Origin of the sequence: Dickeya poaceiphila, from assembly GCF_007858975.2 — a bacterium.
In the GTDB taxonomy this organism is placed as follows: domain Bacteria; phylum Pseudomonadota; class Gammaproteobacteria; order Enterobacterales; family Enterobacteriaceae; genus Dickeya; species Dickeya poaceiphila.
This window is the reverse complement of sequence record NZ_CP042220.2, coordinates 3,611,853-3,627,088: the sequence shown is the minus strand read 5'-3', so window position 1 is coordinate 3,627,088 and position 15,236 is coordinate 3,611,853. Positions and strand designations below refer to the sequence as shown.

11 protein-coding genes are annotated in these 15,236 nt (G+C 52.4%); 3 read left to right on the top strand and 8 right to left on the bottom strand.

Going from position 1 to position 15,236, the window contains the following annotated elements:
- Window positions 1-22: 22 nt before the first annotated feature.
- From Dpoa569_RS16225 to Dpoa569_RS16205, 5 genes are read right to left on the bottom strand one after another with little or no spacing between them, the layout of a single operon-like run.
- Entirely contained in the window at window positions 23-1,345 is a 1,323-nt protein-coding gene (locus Dpoa569_RS16225) for an ABC transporter substrate-binding protein (RefSeq protein ID WP_042868621.1), read from the bottom strand.
- A complete protein-coding gene (locus Dpoa569_RS16220) occupies window positions 1,338-2,417 on the bottom strand; it encodes an ABC transporter ATP-binding protein (RefSeq protein ID WP_042873769.1) in 1,080 nt (359 codons plus the stop codon). Before Dpoa569_RS16220 ends, Dpoa569_RS16225 begins: the two co-directional genes overlap by 8 nt.
- Before the next feature lie 5 nt (window positions 2,418-2,422).
- Window positions 2,423-3,244, bottom strand: coding sequence for a phosphodiesterase (locus tag Dpoa569_RS16215; protein ID WP_042868623.1), 822 nt, complete (start codon window positions 3,242-3,244; stop codon window positions 2,423-2,425).
- A 10-nt stretch (window positions 3,245-3,254) separates the two neighbouring features.
- A complete protein-coding gene (locus Dpoa569_RS16210) occupies window positions 3,255-4,142 on the bottom strand; it encodes a carbohydrate ABC transporter permease (RefSeq protein ID WP_042868625.1) in 888 nt (295 codons plus the stop codon).
- Window positions 4,132-5,004: a carbohydrate ABC transporter permease gene (locus Dpoa569_RS16205; RefSeq protein ID WP_042868626.1), complete on the bottom strand. Its 873-nt coding sequence runs from the start codon at window positions 5,002-5,004 to the stop codon at window positions 4,132-4,134. Before Dpoa569_RS16205 ends, Dpoa569_RS16210 begins: the two co-directional genes overlap by 11 nt.
- Window positions 5,005-5,524: 520 nt before the next feature.
- Between Dpoa569_RS16205 and lpxP the strand changes: the two genes are divergently transcribed.
- From lpxP to Dpoa569_RS16190, 3 genes are all read left to right on the top strand, one after another.
- Window positions 5,525-6,445: a kdo(2)-lipid IV(A) palmitoleoyltransferase gene (gene lpxP / locus Dpoa569_RS16200; RefSeq protein WP_042868628.1), complete on the top strand. Its 921-nt coding sequence runs from the start codon at window positions 5,525-5,527 to the stop codon at window positions 6,443-6,445.
- A gap of 815 nt (window positions 6,446-7,260) precedes the next feature.
- A complete protein-coding gene (locus Dpoa569_RS16195) occupies window positions 7,261-8,628 on the top strand; it encodes an NCS2 family permease (RefSeq protein ID WP_042868630.1) in 1,368 nt (455 codons plus the stop codon).
- 210 nt (window positions 8,629-8,838) lie between these two features.
- Window positions 8,839-10,485, top strand: a complete 1,647-nt coding sequence (locus Dpoa569_RS16190; protein ID WP_042868632.1) for a Na+/H+ antiporter — start codon at window positions 8,839-8,841, stop codon at window positions 10,483-10,485.
- A 45-nt stretch (window positions 10,486-10,530) separates the two neighbouring features.
- Here the strand turns inward: Dpoa569_RS16190 and actP are convergent, their stop codons facing one another.
- The 3 genes from actP to acs all read right to left on the bottom strand — a co-directional run bounded on the left by actP (window position 10,531) and on the right by acs (window position 14,584).
- The gene (gene actP / locus Dpoa569_RS16185; protein WP_042868634.1) at window positions 10,531-12,189 is read right to left on the bottom strand and encodes a cation/acetate symporter ActP; all 1,659 of its coding nucleotides are present in this window, start codon (window positions 12,187-12,189) and stop codon (window positions 10,531-10,533) included.
- The gene (locus Dpoa569_RS16180; protein ID WP_042868636.1) at window positions 12,186-12,497 is read right to left on the bottom strand and encodes a DUF485 domain-containing protein; all 312 of its coding nucleotides are present in this window, start codon (window positions 12,495-12,497) and stop codon (window positions 12,186-12,188) included. The genes actP and Dpoa569_RS16180 overlap by 4 nt, the downstream gene beginning before the upstream one ends.
- A 125-nt stretch (window positions 12,498-12,622) precedes the next feature.
- Window positions 12,623-14,584: an acetate--CoA ligase gene (gene acs, locus Dpoa569_RS16175; RefSeq protein WP_042868638.1), complete on the bottom strand. Its 1,962-nt coding sequence runs from the start codon at window positions 14,582-14,584 to the stop codon at window positions 12,623-12,625.
- Window positions 14,585-15,236: the final 652 nt, after the last annotated feature.

The window sequence follows — 15,236 nt, the reverse complement described above, 5'->3', positions numbered from 1 at the left end:
TGCGTTACATCATGTTCAGGAATTACTTTATCGGGGCCAGCGCCGTCTGGTCCACATAGGGTTTCATTATGGTGTCGGCTTCCTGCTGAGCGGCTTTGGCGGCGGCTTCCGGCGTTACCTTCTCATCATTCACCACAGCGGCTAACTGATTTTCCATTGCCTTGCGTACCGCTACGGTTTCATAAGTGGAGTACCACGGGTGAGCGTACTTCAGTTGTTCCAGCGCGATGGCGGCACGCGGGTCTTTCTCCAGATACGCTTTCATTTCCGGGGTATCGTACGCCGCCTTACGTGGTGAGAAATAGCCGGTGAAACGGCTCCATGCACCATTGATCTGCGGGCTGACCAGATAGCTCAGGAACTGGTAAGCTGCCTTTTTCTGCTCATCAGAGATACCTTTGAAACTCACCAGACTGGCGCCGCCTATCGGCACCGCACGCTGCTCTTTGGCAGGCAACATTGCTACGCCCAATCCAAAGTCTTTGGTATTTTCACGCATAAAGCCCAGCGCGCCGGTACTCAGCATCGCCATACCCAGTTTGCCGGAGAAGAAGGCGGCGCTAATCTGCTTAGAATCCAGCACGCCGGACGGCATCACTTTATCTTTGTAGATCAGGTTCTGCCAGAAACGCAGCGCGCCGATAGTCGTCGGGGTGTTGTAATAGATTTCGCCCGGATAGTCCTCGTTGAAGTAATTGCCACCGTTGGCGCGTACCAGCGAGGAGAAAATCCAGCCGCCGTAGTCGTCATTGGTGGACGGCAGCATGATGCCCCACTGGCCTTTGCTCTGGTCGGTCAGCTTTTTGGCGTCTGCCAGCAGCTCCTGCCAGGTTTGCGGCGGCTGTGCGATACCGGCTTTTTCAAACAGAGTCTTGTTGTAATAGAGAATCGGTGTCGAATTGTGGAACGGAATCGCGTACGTCACCCCCATCACCTGGGCGTTTTTGTGCATGGCAGGCCAGAATTCGTTGGTTAAAAACGTACCGGCTTTTTCGTTGCCGAATTTGAACAGTTCGTCCATCGGCAGGATTTCATTTTTCAGTGCCAGATCGGTCGTGAAGTTGGCGGACATAATCACCAGCGCAGGCGGTTGACCGGCTTTTTGCGCTGCTTCCGCTTTCATTTTAGTGGTGTCGTAGTTACCGGTAAAAATCCCCCGTACTTCTACATCTTGCTGAGAACTGTTGAATTCTTTGATGATGCGGGTCATTTCCATCGTCAGTTTGCCGTCTACCGGGGCTGGAAACATGAAATCGATGTTCTGTTTGGCCAGCGCTGAAGCGGTGAAGGCCAGCGTGATGCTGAGGGTGAGCGCCTGCAACCGCTGTTTCAGGGGCTTATGCATGGGTGGTCTCCTGGTATAAGTTCTGCTGTGTATCAGCATGAAAAAGATGAACATCAAAAGGTGAAAAACTGAGGTTGACGGTGACGCCAACCATCGGTGTATCGCCGCGATTTTTGCGGCTGTAGCGTAATTCGCCGATTGGCGTGTTGATGTGCAGCAGATAGTCTGCCCCCATCAATTCTCGTTGTGTCACGGTACCCGTCAGGCGCAGTGACTGGTGACAGCTTTGTTGACCTTCAGTGAGGTGTTCCGGGCGAATACCGAAAAACACTTGTTGCAGATGGCTGGCATGTGGCGGTAAGGGAAGCTTCTCTTCACCTATCTGTACCGCACCGTCGGAGCAAGGTAGGGGGAGGATATTCATGGCAGGTGAGCCGATAAAGCTTGCCACGAACAGATTGATTGGGAATGCGTAGAGTTGTTCCGGTGTGCCGATCTGCTGGACTTTGCCGTGGTTCATGACCACGATGCGATCCGCCATCGACATGGCTTCTATCTGGTCGTGGGTGACGTAAACGGTGCTGGTTTTGAGCTGCTGATGTAGCGCCATAATCCCGTCGCGGACTTCGGTGCGCAGCCGGGCATCCAGATTGGACAGCGGTTCATCCATCAGAAACAGTTTCGGGTTGCGTACGATGGCACGTGCCATTGCCACTCGCTGACGCTGGCCGCCGGACAACTTGCCCGGTTTGCGATCCAACAAGGTGTCCAGTTGCAGCAACTGCGCCACTTTTTCCAGCCGGGGCTGCCAGCTTGCTTTCGGTTCATGGCGAATTTGCATACCGAAGGTAATGTTGTCTTTTACCGTCAGGTGTGGAAATAGCGCATAGTTCTGAAAGATCATCGCAAAATTACGCTCGCGTGGCGACTGGGCGGTGATGTTATCGCCGTCCCGCCAAATCTCGCCGTCGCTTACGGTTTCCAGCCCGGCCAGCAGGCGCAGCAGGGTACTTTTGCCGCAGCCAGATGGTCCCACCAACACCAGAAATTCGCCGTCGGCGATCTCCAGCGACAGCGATTGCAGCGCCGGTTTGTTGTCAAATTGCTTGCTGACGTTGTGCAGTCGTAACATGGCCATTAACGTTCATCCACCGGGCAACTGATGTTTTCGTCGTACAGCCACGGGCCGGCGTAATGCGATAGCGGGTGCAGGTAACTGACCCACTGTTGGTCTACCTGACGGTGCATCAGGCAGGCTGGCGGGGACATGTCGTAATAAGGACGAGTATCTTCGTGGTAGTAGGGCACCTGATGGACCGTACCCGGTACGGTAGCGATGATCGCCTGGCGGTACTGCGTCATGATAAGACAATGGTTGTGACCGCAAAAAATACGCACCAGTGATGGGAAACGCTCTACCAATTCCAGCAGACGATGCCCGTTCTCGCAGGCGATGCGGTCCATCTGGGCGGAACCGAGCGCGAGCGGTGGATGATGCATGAACACCGCGGCGGGTTTGTCATCACGCATCAGTTGTGCTTCCAGCCAGGCCAGCGTCTCTTCCGTCAGCCAGCCTTTGGACGTTCCCGCGCGGCTGGAGTCAATGAACAGCAACCGCGTGGCGAAATCATCAACCGCGTAGCGCATATTCTGCGGATCGTTGCCCAGTTGCGGGCACAGCGGTTGCAAGTACTCCAGAAAATGGGTTTTATCGTCGTGATTGCCGGGAATGATGTACAGAGGATAGTTGAGGCTACCCAAAATCTGGCGGGCTACCTGATATTCCGACGGACGACCACAGTTGACGATATCGCCGCTCACTACCACTGCGTTCGGGCGCTCGGTGAGGGCGTTAAGTTGTGACACCACATCGGCGTTACCGGCATTGATGTCGATGAAACCGTAAAGTTTTTGCCCTGTGCTTCGAAAGTGAGTATCTGAAATTTGTGCTAACAGCATGAAGAACCCCTTATTTTATCCCCGAAAAACCAAAACTTCTCAGGAACTGTTTTTGGAAAACGATAAACGCCAGCATTAACGGCAGGCATACCATCAGCGTGCCGGCGCTGATCATTCCCCACTGGCCACCGGATTCAGCGCCCATGGCGAATGACACCAGCCCGACCGTCAAAACCTGTTTGTCAGGGTCGTTAAGCATCATTAGCGGCCACAGGTATTCGTTCCAGTGATAGGTAATGCTGACGGTGGCGAACGCCAGAATAGAAGGCCATGACATGGGCAGCAGCACACGGAAGAGCACCTGCCACCAGCGACAACCCTCCATCAGCGCGGCTTCTTCCATCTCTTTAGGAATGGACAGAAACGCCTGACGCATCAGAAATACGCCAAATGCCGAGGTGAAATAGGGCATCATCACACCGGTCAGCGTATTGAGCAGACCGAATGCCTTCAGCGTCATCATATTGGGCACCATCATTGCTACCGGCATGATCATCAACTGCACCAGAAACAGCAGAAATAGTGTCTGCTTGCCGCGAAACTCGTGACAGGCGAAGACGTAACCCGCGGTGGTGATGGTCAGCAACTGAACGAAAAAGGTACCGAAGGTAAAGAAAATGGTGTTGGCGTACAGGCTTATCCAGTCGGCGCTCTGCCAGGCGTCGCGGAAGTTATCCAGCGTCAGCGGCCAGCGTGGTAACAGCGATGCCATGCCTGTACCAAAGGTGGTGGCGCTAAAGGCTGACGAGAGCATCCAGATAAACGGGCTTATCCACAGCAACGCGGCGCAGATCATCAGCAGGCTGAGGGTGACACGGCGCGACTGACGCCAGCGCAGCCAGGCTGGCAAGGGCACTCCTGTGGAGCAGACTACCGCAGGAGAAATTTCAACGCTCATAATGCGCCCCTTTCTCAAGTACTTTCAGGTTAATCAACGAGAGGACGAACAGCCCGGCCAGCGTCAGAAAGGTGGCGGCGGAGGCTTTGCCGAGGTCGTGGGTGTCCCAGGCCAGATTCTGGATGTAATACAGCAGCACCGTGGTGGCGTTATCCGGCCCGCCGTGGGTCATCACCGCCACGTGGTCAATTTGGGTGATGGAATAAATCAGTGCCGTGGTGATGACGAAGCTCAGCGTCGGGCGTAGCAGCGGCAGCGTGACCCGGAAAAATACTTGCGTTGGTGTGGCGCCTTCCATGACGGCGGCTTCGCGGGTGGATGGCGGAATGCTTTGCAACCCAGCCAGAAAGAACAGCATGTAGTAACCAGCGAATTTCCATACGCCAATCAGCGCAAGTGCCAGCAGCGCGCTATTGCTGCGGCCCAGATAGTTGTTGTTCATTGGCCCGAACAGCTTGGCCAGATAGTAATCCAGCAGGCCGATGCCGGGCATAAAGATAAACAACCACAACGCGGCGGCGCTGACCATCGGAATAATCATCGGAAAGAAGAAAGCGGTGCGCAGCCAACGATTGACCGCATGGTTTTCCCACAGCGCTACCGCTAACACCAGCGCCAGCACCACACCGGGGATCACCGTCAACAGGATATAGATCAGGTTGTTGAGCAGTGCGCGCCAGAATACGGCGTCATCCAACAGACGAATAATATTTCCCAGTCCAACGAAAGGGGCGTCCGCGCCGATCATGCGGGTGTCGAACAGGCTGTCATAAACGGATCGCAATAGCGGAAAATAAGTAAATAACAACAGAAACAACAAAGAAGGCGACAGAATCACCCAGGGGAGCCAGTTTTTTTGCATGGTGATAGTTTTCGCATGGTGATGGTTAATGCCAGTCAACAGATTTCGGTAAAAATGAAAGGCATATGCTGCGCAGGGAATACTGCAAGGGCATGGCAGATGGGTGACGATTTGGTGACGATAATTTCCAGAAAATAAAGCTGGCGCTGATGGTTTGTACTACGGTGGGGGAAACGTGTTGGATGCGTGTTGGTAGTTTTTTTATGGGGGGCCACCCGGAAACGCGATCTCTTAGTTCTTTGTTAAATCAGGGTAATGGTGTTGTTAAAGCAAGCGGCAGAGGGCGTCGTTACACACAATCTTTACACTCGGACTCTCCTTTCTTCGGCGGATTTCAGGTAACCTGAGCTGCTTTTTAGCGGCAGGGGGCACGGCATCATCGGGCTATACTTTGCTATATGTTCCTCCTCTTTTTTTTCAGATGGCTCTGTCTTCCTTCGTACTGTCTGGATAACGACAATGTCGTGCATGGTGAGTTTGTTTAAACTGACTGGTATGACTTTCAAGAAGATATTCAATAATGACTCAACAAACCTTAACCAGAGACTTGCTTCATCCACGCTACTGGTTGCTGTGGTTCGGTCTTGCTGTGCTGTTCCTGCTGGTGCAGTTACCCTATCCGCTGTTAATGCGGCTGGGCGGCTGGCTAGGACGCAGCTCTCGCCATTTTCTCAAACGACGGGTGAGCATTGCTCGCCGTAATCTGGAACTCTGCTTTCCTGAGATGCCTGAATCTCAACGTGAAGCGCTGCTGGAAGCCAATTTCGCATCACTGGGAATGTCACTGATGGAAACTGGTATGGCTTGGTTCTGGTCGGATAGTCGGGTCCGGGCCTGGTTTGAGGTTTCCGGCCTGGAGAATCTTCAGCTGGCCGGGCGTGAGCAGCGTGGCGTGATGGTAATCGGCATTCACTTTATGTCGCTGGAATTGGGGGGGCGAGCCATGGGGCTATGCCAGCCGATGATGGCGATGTACCGGCGGCATAATAATAAACTCATGGAGCTGGTACAAACCTGGGGGCGTTCCCGCTCTAATAAGGCGATGATTGATCGTAAAGATCTGCGCGGTATGGTGCAGGCGCTGAAGAGCGGCGAAGCAGTGTGGTTCGCTCCTGATCAGGATTATGGTCCTAAAGGCAGCGTGTTCGCGCCGTTCTTTGCGGTGGAACAGGCGGCGACGACTTGCGGGACGTTCACTATTCATCGTTTAGCCAAACCGGCGATGATTACCACCGTGTTGATTCGTAAGCCAGACCATCGAGGGTACCAGTTGGTGATTGAACCCGAACTGGAAGACTATCCGTGCCAGGATCAACAACAGGCGGCGCAATACATGAATCGGGTGATTGAACGAGAGATCCTGCGTGCGCCGGAACAGTATCTGTGGTTGCACCGCCGATTTAAGACTCGTCCGTGCGGAGAAGCATCGTTGTACCGGTAAAATCAGGCGCAAAAAAAGTGGCTGTCCGAAGGCAGCCACAATGAAGGAGAGAATGATTAACGGAAGCGAGCGTACGGGGTGACACCGCGGTAGGTTTTGCCCAACGCTTTTAGTATTTGAGTGATTTGACGGACAATACTCATGGCATGTACCCCAGTCGCATAAAAGAATTAGTGGTTGAAAGTACCAAAATTGATGGTGAAGTTTTCAAACATGGCGATAATTTTGTGCAGCAGTTTCATTGTCGTATTCCTCTATATAATCCGTTATTTCTGTGATGCTTCTCACGGTTTTAAAGATATACCCAGCCTGGTAAATGGTCAACTTTTTTTGTGATTTACATCACAAAAAATAAACACTCAGCCTGCACTATCTGAACCACAGTTTTGTTTTCTTTCATACTCACTATGTTGCCATTCAAATGATGATGAAAGGTTGCGACTCTTATTGCTGTGATAACAGCACATTACGTTTAGTGTGCACTATTTTCAGCGCAGACATGATGCGAACGCAGGGAATAGCAGTTGAAATCGATGTCCCGAAGGCAGGATAATCTGCGGCCTCAACAACAACTGACAGTATTCAGCTATTCTGTCACCTAACGGTTAATCGTTTGCGTGTCAGGCTGGCGCAAAAAAGCGGTAAGTTTTATGGCGTCTGGAAGGGCGGCTAAACCACAGCATTTTTTTGAATACTGGCTAAGCGCTAATTACGGCGCGTGATAACTATGGCATTTGATAAATCACGGCGTTTGATGAATTACGACGTCTGATAACCATCGCGTTCTATAACAACGACATTTCAGGGGATACACCATGTCCAATACCACTCGTCAGGCTGACGATGCGGCTCGTCCCGCAGGCGCGCTTGATGCCTTTTTCAAGATTACGCAGCGTGGCAGCAGTGTTCGTCAGGAAGTTCTGGCAGGGCTGACCACTTTTCTGGCGATGGTTTACTCGGTCATCGTCGTGCCGGGTATGCTGGGTAAAGCTGGCTTTCCGCCTGCGGCTGTATTTGTCGCAACCTGTCTGGTGGCTGGATTTGGCTCTCTGCTGATGGGGCTGTGGGCCAATCTGCCGATGGCGATCGGTTGTGCGATTTCGCTGACCGCGTTTACAGCTTTCAGCCTGGTGCTGGGCCAGCATATTAGTGTGCCGGTCGCGCTGGGAGCCATCTTCATGATGGGCGTACTGTTTACCGTGATTTCCGCGACAGGTATCCGCTCCTGGATCCTGCGCAATCTGCCGATGGGCGTGGCGCATGGCGCCGGTATCGGTATCGGGTTGTTCCTGCTGATTATCGCTGCCAATGGCATTGGTTTGGTGATCAAGAATCCTATTGATGGTCTGCCGGTGGCATTGGGGCATTTCACCGCGTTCCCGGTGGTGATGTCGCTGATCGGTCTGGCGGCGACCATTGGTCTTGAAAAACGCCGCGTACCGGGCGGGATCCTGCTGGTGATCGTCGCTATTTCGGTCATCGGTCTGATGTTTGATCCGAATGTGAAATATCAGGGGTTGTTCGCTCTGCCAAGCCTGACCGATGCTAACGGTCAGTCGCTGATTTTCAGCCTCGACATCAAGGGGGCGTTGCAGCCGGTAGTGTTGCCGAGCGTGCTGGCGTTGGTGATGACGGCGGTGTTTGACGCCACTGGCACCATTCGAGCAGTAGCCGGCCAGGCTAACCTGCTGGATAAAGACGGTCAGATTATCAATGGTGGGCGTGCACTGACTGCCGACTCCATCAGCAGTATTTTCTCCAGTCTGGTAGGTACGTCACCGGCTGCGGTCTACATTGAGTCGGCGGCGGGTACCGCTGCAGGCGGCAAAACCGGCCTGACTGCAACCGTAGTCGGCGTATTGTTCCTGCTGATTTTGTTTCTGTCGCCGTTGTCTTATCTGGTGCCGGCCTATGCAACCGCACCGGCGCTGATGTATGTCGGTTTGCTGATGTTGAGCAATGTATCCAAACTGGATTTCAATGACTTCGTGGATGCTATGTCCGGCTTGGTGTGTGCGGTGTTTATCGTACTGACCTGTAATATTGTTACCGGCATTATGCTGGGCTTTGGTTCGCTGGTGCTGGGTCGCGTGTTTTCTGGCGAGTGGCGTAAGCTGAATGTCGGCACCGTGATTATCGCTGTGGCGCTGGTAGCATTTTACGCTGGCGGCTGGGCGCTTTAAGCTCTCTATACCACATCATGCTCTAGGGGGAACTGAGGTTCCCCTTTTTTGTTTCGCTGTGAAGAAGACGCCGATTTTTTGTCATCGTTTTCTGTTCATCTCACTTTATCTTGTTAGTATTCATAAAGATCATTCATCGAATGGCGCACTCTGCCTCTGATGACGGCTATCCGGAGTCCTTTCATGTAACGGCAACTAACCAGGGAACACATGGAAATATTTTTCACCATTCTGATCATGATGCTGATCGTTTCTCTTTCGGGCGTAATGACGCGCCTTCTGCCTTTCCAGATGCCGCTGCCGTTGATGCAGATAGTACTCGGTGCCATGTTGGCCTGGCCGCAGTTCGGCTTGCATGTCGATTTCAATCCTGAATTGTTTATGGTGTTGTTTATTCCGCCTTTGCTGTTTGCCGACGGCTGGAAAACATCGACCCGCGAGTTCCTGCATCACATGCGTGAAATTTTGGGATTGGCGCTGGTGCTGGTGGTGATTACCGTGGTAGGCATTGGTTACCTGTTGCACTGGATGATCCCGGACATGCCACTGGTTGCTGCTTTTGCGCTGGCCGCCGTTTTATCTCCCACGGATGCGGTGGCGCTGTCTGGCATTGTCGGTGAAGATCGAATTCCGAAAAAACTGATGGGGATTTTGCAGGGTGAAGCGCTAATGAATGACGCATCGGCGCTGGTGTCGCTTAAGTTTGCGGTAGCGATTGCCATGGGAACCATGGTGTTTAGTGTTTCCGGTGCGACGCTGGCATTTTTACAGGTGGCGCTGGGCGGCCTGTTGGCCGGAATCGGCGTTACCTGGGTGTACAGCAAATCCTTGTCGTTGCTCGGTCATCAAAGTGATGATGAGACTGCCACGCAAATTGTATTGTTGCTGCTGTTGCCGTTCGCCGCCTATCTGATCGCCGAGCATTTTGGGGTATCGGGCATTCTGGCGGCGGTGGCATCAGGGATGACTATCAGCCGAACCCAACTGTTGCGACAGGCTCCACTTGCCATGCGGCTTAGGGCCAACGGCGTGTGGAACATGCTGGAATTTGTGTTCAACGGTATGGTGTTTCTGATGCTGGGGCTGCAACTGCCTGGCGTGATTGAAGAGTCGATTGTGCAGGCGGAATTGGACCCTACCATTGAAACCTGGCTGCTGTTTGCTGATATTGCCCTGATCTATTGCGCCTTGTTGCTGCTGCGGTTTGCCTGGTTGTGGCTGATGAAACTCTACAGTCGTTATGTACAGCATAAACGTCCGATGCTATTTGCCAATTACACCTCGCGCGAGATTTGGATCAGTACCTTTGCTGGCGTGCGTGGGGCTATTACGCTGGCGGGTGTGCTCTCCATCCCGTTGTTTCTGAGCAGCGGAGAACCATTCCCATCCCGCTATCAGTTGGTATTTATCGCCACCGGCGTGATCTTGTTTTCGCTGTTATGCGGTGTAGTGGCGCTACCGCTGCTGTTGAGAGGCGTTACGCTGACTGACCACAGCGTGCAGAAAAAAGAAGAACGTATGGCCAGGGTCACAATGGCGCAGGTTGCTATCGACAGCCTGAAAAAAATGCAGGAACGTCTGGCGGCAGACCGGGAAGAAAACCTGGACGATCAAGTGCTGGCGGAGGTCAGCGCTCGCGTCATCGGTATGCTGCATCGTCGTGTGGCAGGGACTGATGAGCTGGAAAACAGCATGGCGATTGAGAATCTGGAACGACGCTTTCGTCTGGCTGCGGTCAGCGCTGAACGCGCCGAGCTGTATCACCTGCGTGCTACGCAGCACATCAGTAATGAAACGCTGCAAAAGATGTTGCGGGAACTGGATTTGCTGGAAGCCGTACTCAGCGAGAAGGTGTAAAAAACCGGGGAGCAGACCCCCCGGTTTGTTGTACGTTCGCTCTGGCTAGTGAGATGAGCCTTTGGATATGCCAAGGCCGGTTTGTGAACGGATGAATTGTGCCTTGAATTTGCCGCGTTCTTCGATCGCATTGGCAGAATTATCGGTAATGGAGAAGAACCAGATACCAATGAACGCCACCAGCATTGAGAACAGCGCCGGGTATTCATAGGGGTAGATTGGGGTCGCATTACCGAGAATTTTCACCCAGATGGTCGGCCCCAGAATCATCAGGATGACTGCTGTCAACAGCCCAGCCCAGCCGCCAATCATCGCGCCGCGGGTGGTCAGCTTCGACCAATACATCGACAGCAGGATAATCGGGAAATTACAGCTGGCGGCAATCGAGAATGCCAGCCCCACCATAAAGGCGATGTTCTGGTTTTCGAACAGAATCCCCAGCAGGATGGCAATTACACCCAACGCCAGTACTGTGAGTTTTGATACTCTCAGTTCGTCACGCTCGGTGGCCTGGCCTTTCTTGATAACATTCGAGTACAGGTCATGAGATACCGCCGATGCACCGGCCAACGTCAGCCCGGCCACCACAGCCAGAATGGTGGCAAAGGCCACGGCGGAGATAAAGCCCAGGAAGAAGTTACCGCCGACCGCGTTCGCCAGGTGTATCGCCGCCATATTGTTGCCGCCGATCAGCGCACCTGCTGCATCCTTGAATGCGGGGTTAGCGCCCACCAACAGAATCGCACCAAAGCCGATAATGAAGGTCAGGAAGTAGAAATACCCCATGAAACCGGTAGCAAAGAGCACGCTCTTGCGCGCTTCTTTAGCATCGCTGACGGTGAAGAAACGCATCAGGATATGCGGCAGGCCAGCGGTACCGAACATCAGCCCCAGTCCGAGCGACAGTGCGGAAACCGGGTCGGATACCAGCCCGCCGGGTTTCATGATAGCAAGGCCTTTAGCATGAACCTTGGTGGCTTCGGTGAACAGGCTGTCAAAGCTGAAGTTGACCGTTTTCAACACCATGATTGCCATGAAGGTGGCGCCACACAGCAACAATACTGCTTTGATGATTTGCACCCAGGTGGTTGCCAACATGCCGCCGAACAGTACGTACATCACCATCAGAATGCCAACCAATACGACCGCGACATGGTAGTTCAACCCGAACAACAACTGGATGAGCTTACCTGCGCCCACCATCTGAGCAATCAAATACAGCGCTACCACCACCAGCGAACCACAGGCTGATAAAGTACGGATCGGTTTTTGCTGCAACCGGTAAGAGGCCACATCCGCGAATGTGTAGCGCCCCAGATTGCGCAGCCGTTCTGCTATCAGGAACAAGATGATCGGCCAACCGACCAGGAAGCCGAGGGAGTAGATAAGGCCGTCAAAACCGGAGGTGTATACCAGCGCCGAAATGCCGAGGAATGAGGCTGCGGACATGTAGTCGCCAGCAATCGCCAACCCGTTTTGAAAGCCGGTGATATTACCGCCCGCAGTGTAATAATCGCTGCGCGAACGGGTGCGTTTGGAAGCCCAGTAGGTGATGTAGAGTGTTGCCGCCACAAACAGCACAAACAACACGATAGCCTGGATATTCAGCGGTTGCTTTTGGACGTTGCCGGAAACGGCATCCGCCGCTTGCGCCCATATCGGTAGTCCCAATAGACCGGTTAGCAGGAAAATGCGGCTTTTCATTTTTGCACCTCATTCAGCAATGCTTTGGTCAGGCGGTCAAATTCACCATTGGCGCGGTAGACATAAACACCGGTAAGCACAAAGGAGATGATAATGAGTCCTATACCCAACGGGATGCCGCGGGTCGTCCCTGCGCCGGGTGCAATAGGCGTTCCCAGCCAGCCCGGCGCAAAGGCGATCAACAGAATGAAACCAACGTACAACACCAGCATGATCAGCGAAAGAAAGGCGGCAAAACGTTGCCGTTTCTGGACCAGTTCTTTAAATAGCGGGTTATCTTCAATCCGTTGATAAATGAGATCATTCATCATAAATCTCCAGTCAGATAAGTCGCGTCGCCCTCACGGGCGGCTGTTTTTTAGGTGCCACCACACACCAGACTGCGTAATACGATCTGGTGCGGGTGGCGCTGTTTTTATCTATCGGGTAACGGTTAAGACGGTGTGTTGTCCATGGCTTGTTTTTCTTCCAGCAGTTTCTCTACCACGCCAGGATCGGCGAGAGTAGAGATATCCCCCAGATTGCTGGTATCCCCGGCTGCAATCTTGCGAAGAATGCGTCGCATGATTTTGCCGGATCGGGTTTTCGGTAGCGCATCGGTCCAATGCAGGATATCCGGCGTTGCGATAGGGCCGATCTCTTTTCTCACCCAGTTACGCACTTCTGCATACAGCTCACTGGTGGGTTCTTCGCCATGATTCAGCGTGATATAGGCGTAGATTGCCTGCCCTTTGAGGCTGTGTGGAATGCCGACCACCGCTGCTTCAGCGATTTTCGGGTGCGAAACCAGTGCAGATTCAATTTCCGCAGTTCCTAACCGATGGCCGGAAACGTTCAATACGTCGTCCACGCGCCCGGTGATCCAATAGTAGCCGTCTTCATCACGGCGTGCGCCGTCGCCGCTGAAATACATACCCTTGAACGTCGAGAAGTAGGTTTGTTCAAAACGTTCATGGTCGCCGAACAGTGTACGCGCCTGACCGGGCCAGGAGTCGGTAATCACCAGATTGCCTTCGCAGGCACCGTCCTGTGGGTTGCCGGTATTGTCTACCAACGCCGGCTGTACCCCGAAGAACGGCAATGTTGCAGAACCGGGCTTGGGTTCAATGGCGCCTGGCAAGGGAGTAATCATGAATCCCCCGGTTTCTGTCTGCCACCAGGTATCGACAATCGGGCAACGGCTGTTACCAATTTTTTTGAAGTACCATTCCCAGGCTTCCGGGTTGATGGGTTCCCCCACCGAACCCATGATTTTGAGCGACTGACGAGAGGTGCCTTCGATAGCCTTATCGCCATCTGCCATGAGCGCGCGGATAGCGGTCGGCGCGGTGTACAGGATATTAACCTGGTGCTTGTCCACCACTTGTCCCATCCGGCTGGCGGTTGGCCAGTTGGGTACGCCTTCGAACATCAGCGTGATGGCGCCACAGGCCAATGGACCGTACAACAGGTAGCTGTGGCCGGTTACCCAACCTACGTCTGCGGTACACCAGTAAATATCGCCGGGGTGGTAATCAAACACATATTTAAATGTGGTGGCGGCATATACCAGATAACCGCCGGTAGTATGCAGCACCCCTTTGGGTTTACCGGTTGAACCGGAGGTATAAAGGATAAACAGTGGATCTTCGGCGTTCATTTCTTCTGGTGGGCAGTGATCGTCCACCTGAGCAACCAATTCGTGCCACCACAGATCCCGCCCATCCTGCCAGTTACCGGGTTTACCGGTTCGCTGGAAAACGATTACATGATTGACACTGGTAACTGCCGGATTGCGCAGAGCTTCATCAATGTTCTTTTTCAGCGGAATTGTCCGTCCGGCACGAATTCCTTCGTCAGCGGTGACCACCAGTTTGGCGCTGGAATCGACGATGCGCCCGGCGATTGATTCAGGAGAGAATCCACCGAAGATCACCGAATGCACAGCACCGATGCGTGCACAGGCAAGCATCGCTACTGCGGCTTCTGGCACCATCGGCATATAAATGGCGACGACATCGCCTTTACGGATACCTTTTGATTTCAGTACGTTGGCAAAACGACAAACCGCCTGATGCAGCTCGCGGTAGGTGACTTTCTTGCTTTCATTGGCATCGTCACCTTCCCAGATGATCGCAGTTTGATCACCTTGTGTAGCAAGGTGACGATCAAGGCAGTTAGCCGCTACATTGAGGGTACCGTCCTCGAACCAGCGGATGCGAACATGGCCTGGGTCAAAAGAGGTATTTTTGACCTGTTGGTAGGGGGTGATCCAATCGATGATCTTGCCTTGTTCCCGCCAGAAAGCATCAGGATCTTGTACCGATTCCTGATACATTTTTTTATATTTTTCGGCAGTGATTAAGGCGTTTTCCGCAATCGCGGTAGGTATAGGGTGCTTATTATATTGGCTCATAGCGCGTCTCCTTAAACATTGTTAATATTATGTCAATCAATGGTTAATAATAGTGAGCCGTTAACGTTTGTTTCTTTTTTGCGCTATGGATCACGCATTACAGGAAAGATTCCTGGATGTTTTCTTTTAAGAATAGTCCTAGTTGGCAGATATCATGGTGATGTCTTTGCCGAAGTACGCTGTTTTATGTGATTTTACTCACGTTCTGCTTACATTTTTGTCATCTGCGTATCGTCCCATGAATTCGTAAAAGGAATAGTTAATGAAAATGACTACTCAATTGGTATTGACTATCATTATCAAGAATTTGATCGAGAGATATGATCAAACAGGCCAAAGATTGCCCTTATTTGAGCGATAGACCTGCGCTAAAAGAGGATATAGTGCAAATAATCCCTAAAGTGGTTGTATTTAATGTCATTGCTGCATTGCGAGGTTTTCTAAGTAAACCTTGATAATTAAGCAAGCTGATTATTGCGATAGGTAATTTCAATTTTCAGTTAGCCAGATGACATGAGATACAATAGCCAAAGTATAAATCTATATTTTTTAAACTGCGTAATAACGTGGGAAATTAAGTTATCACTCGGTATCCTTTGTTTTTGTTAAATTATAATTATATCAACGGTTTAAGGTTTTGGTTGCCAGATGT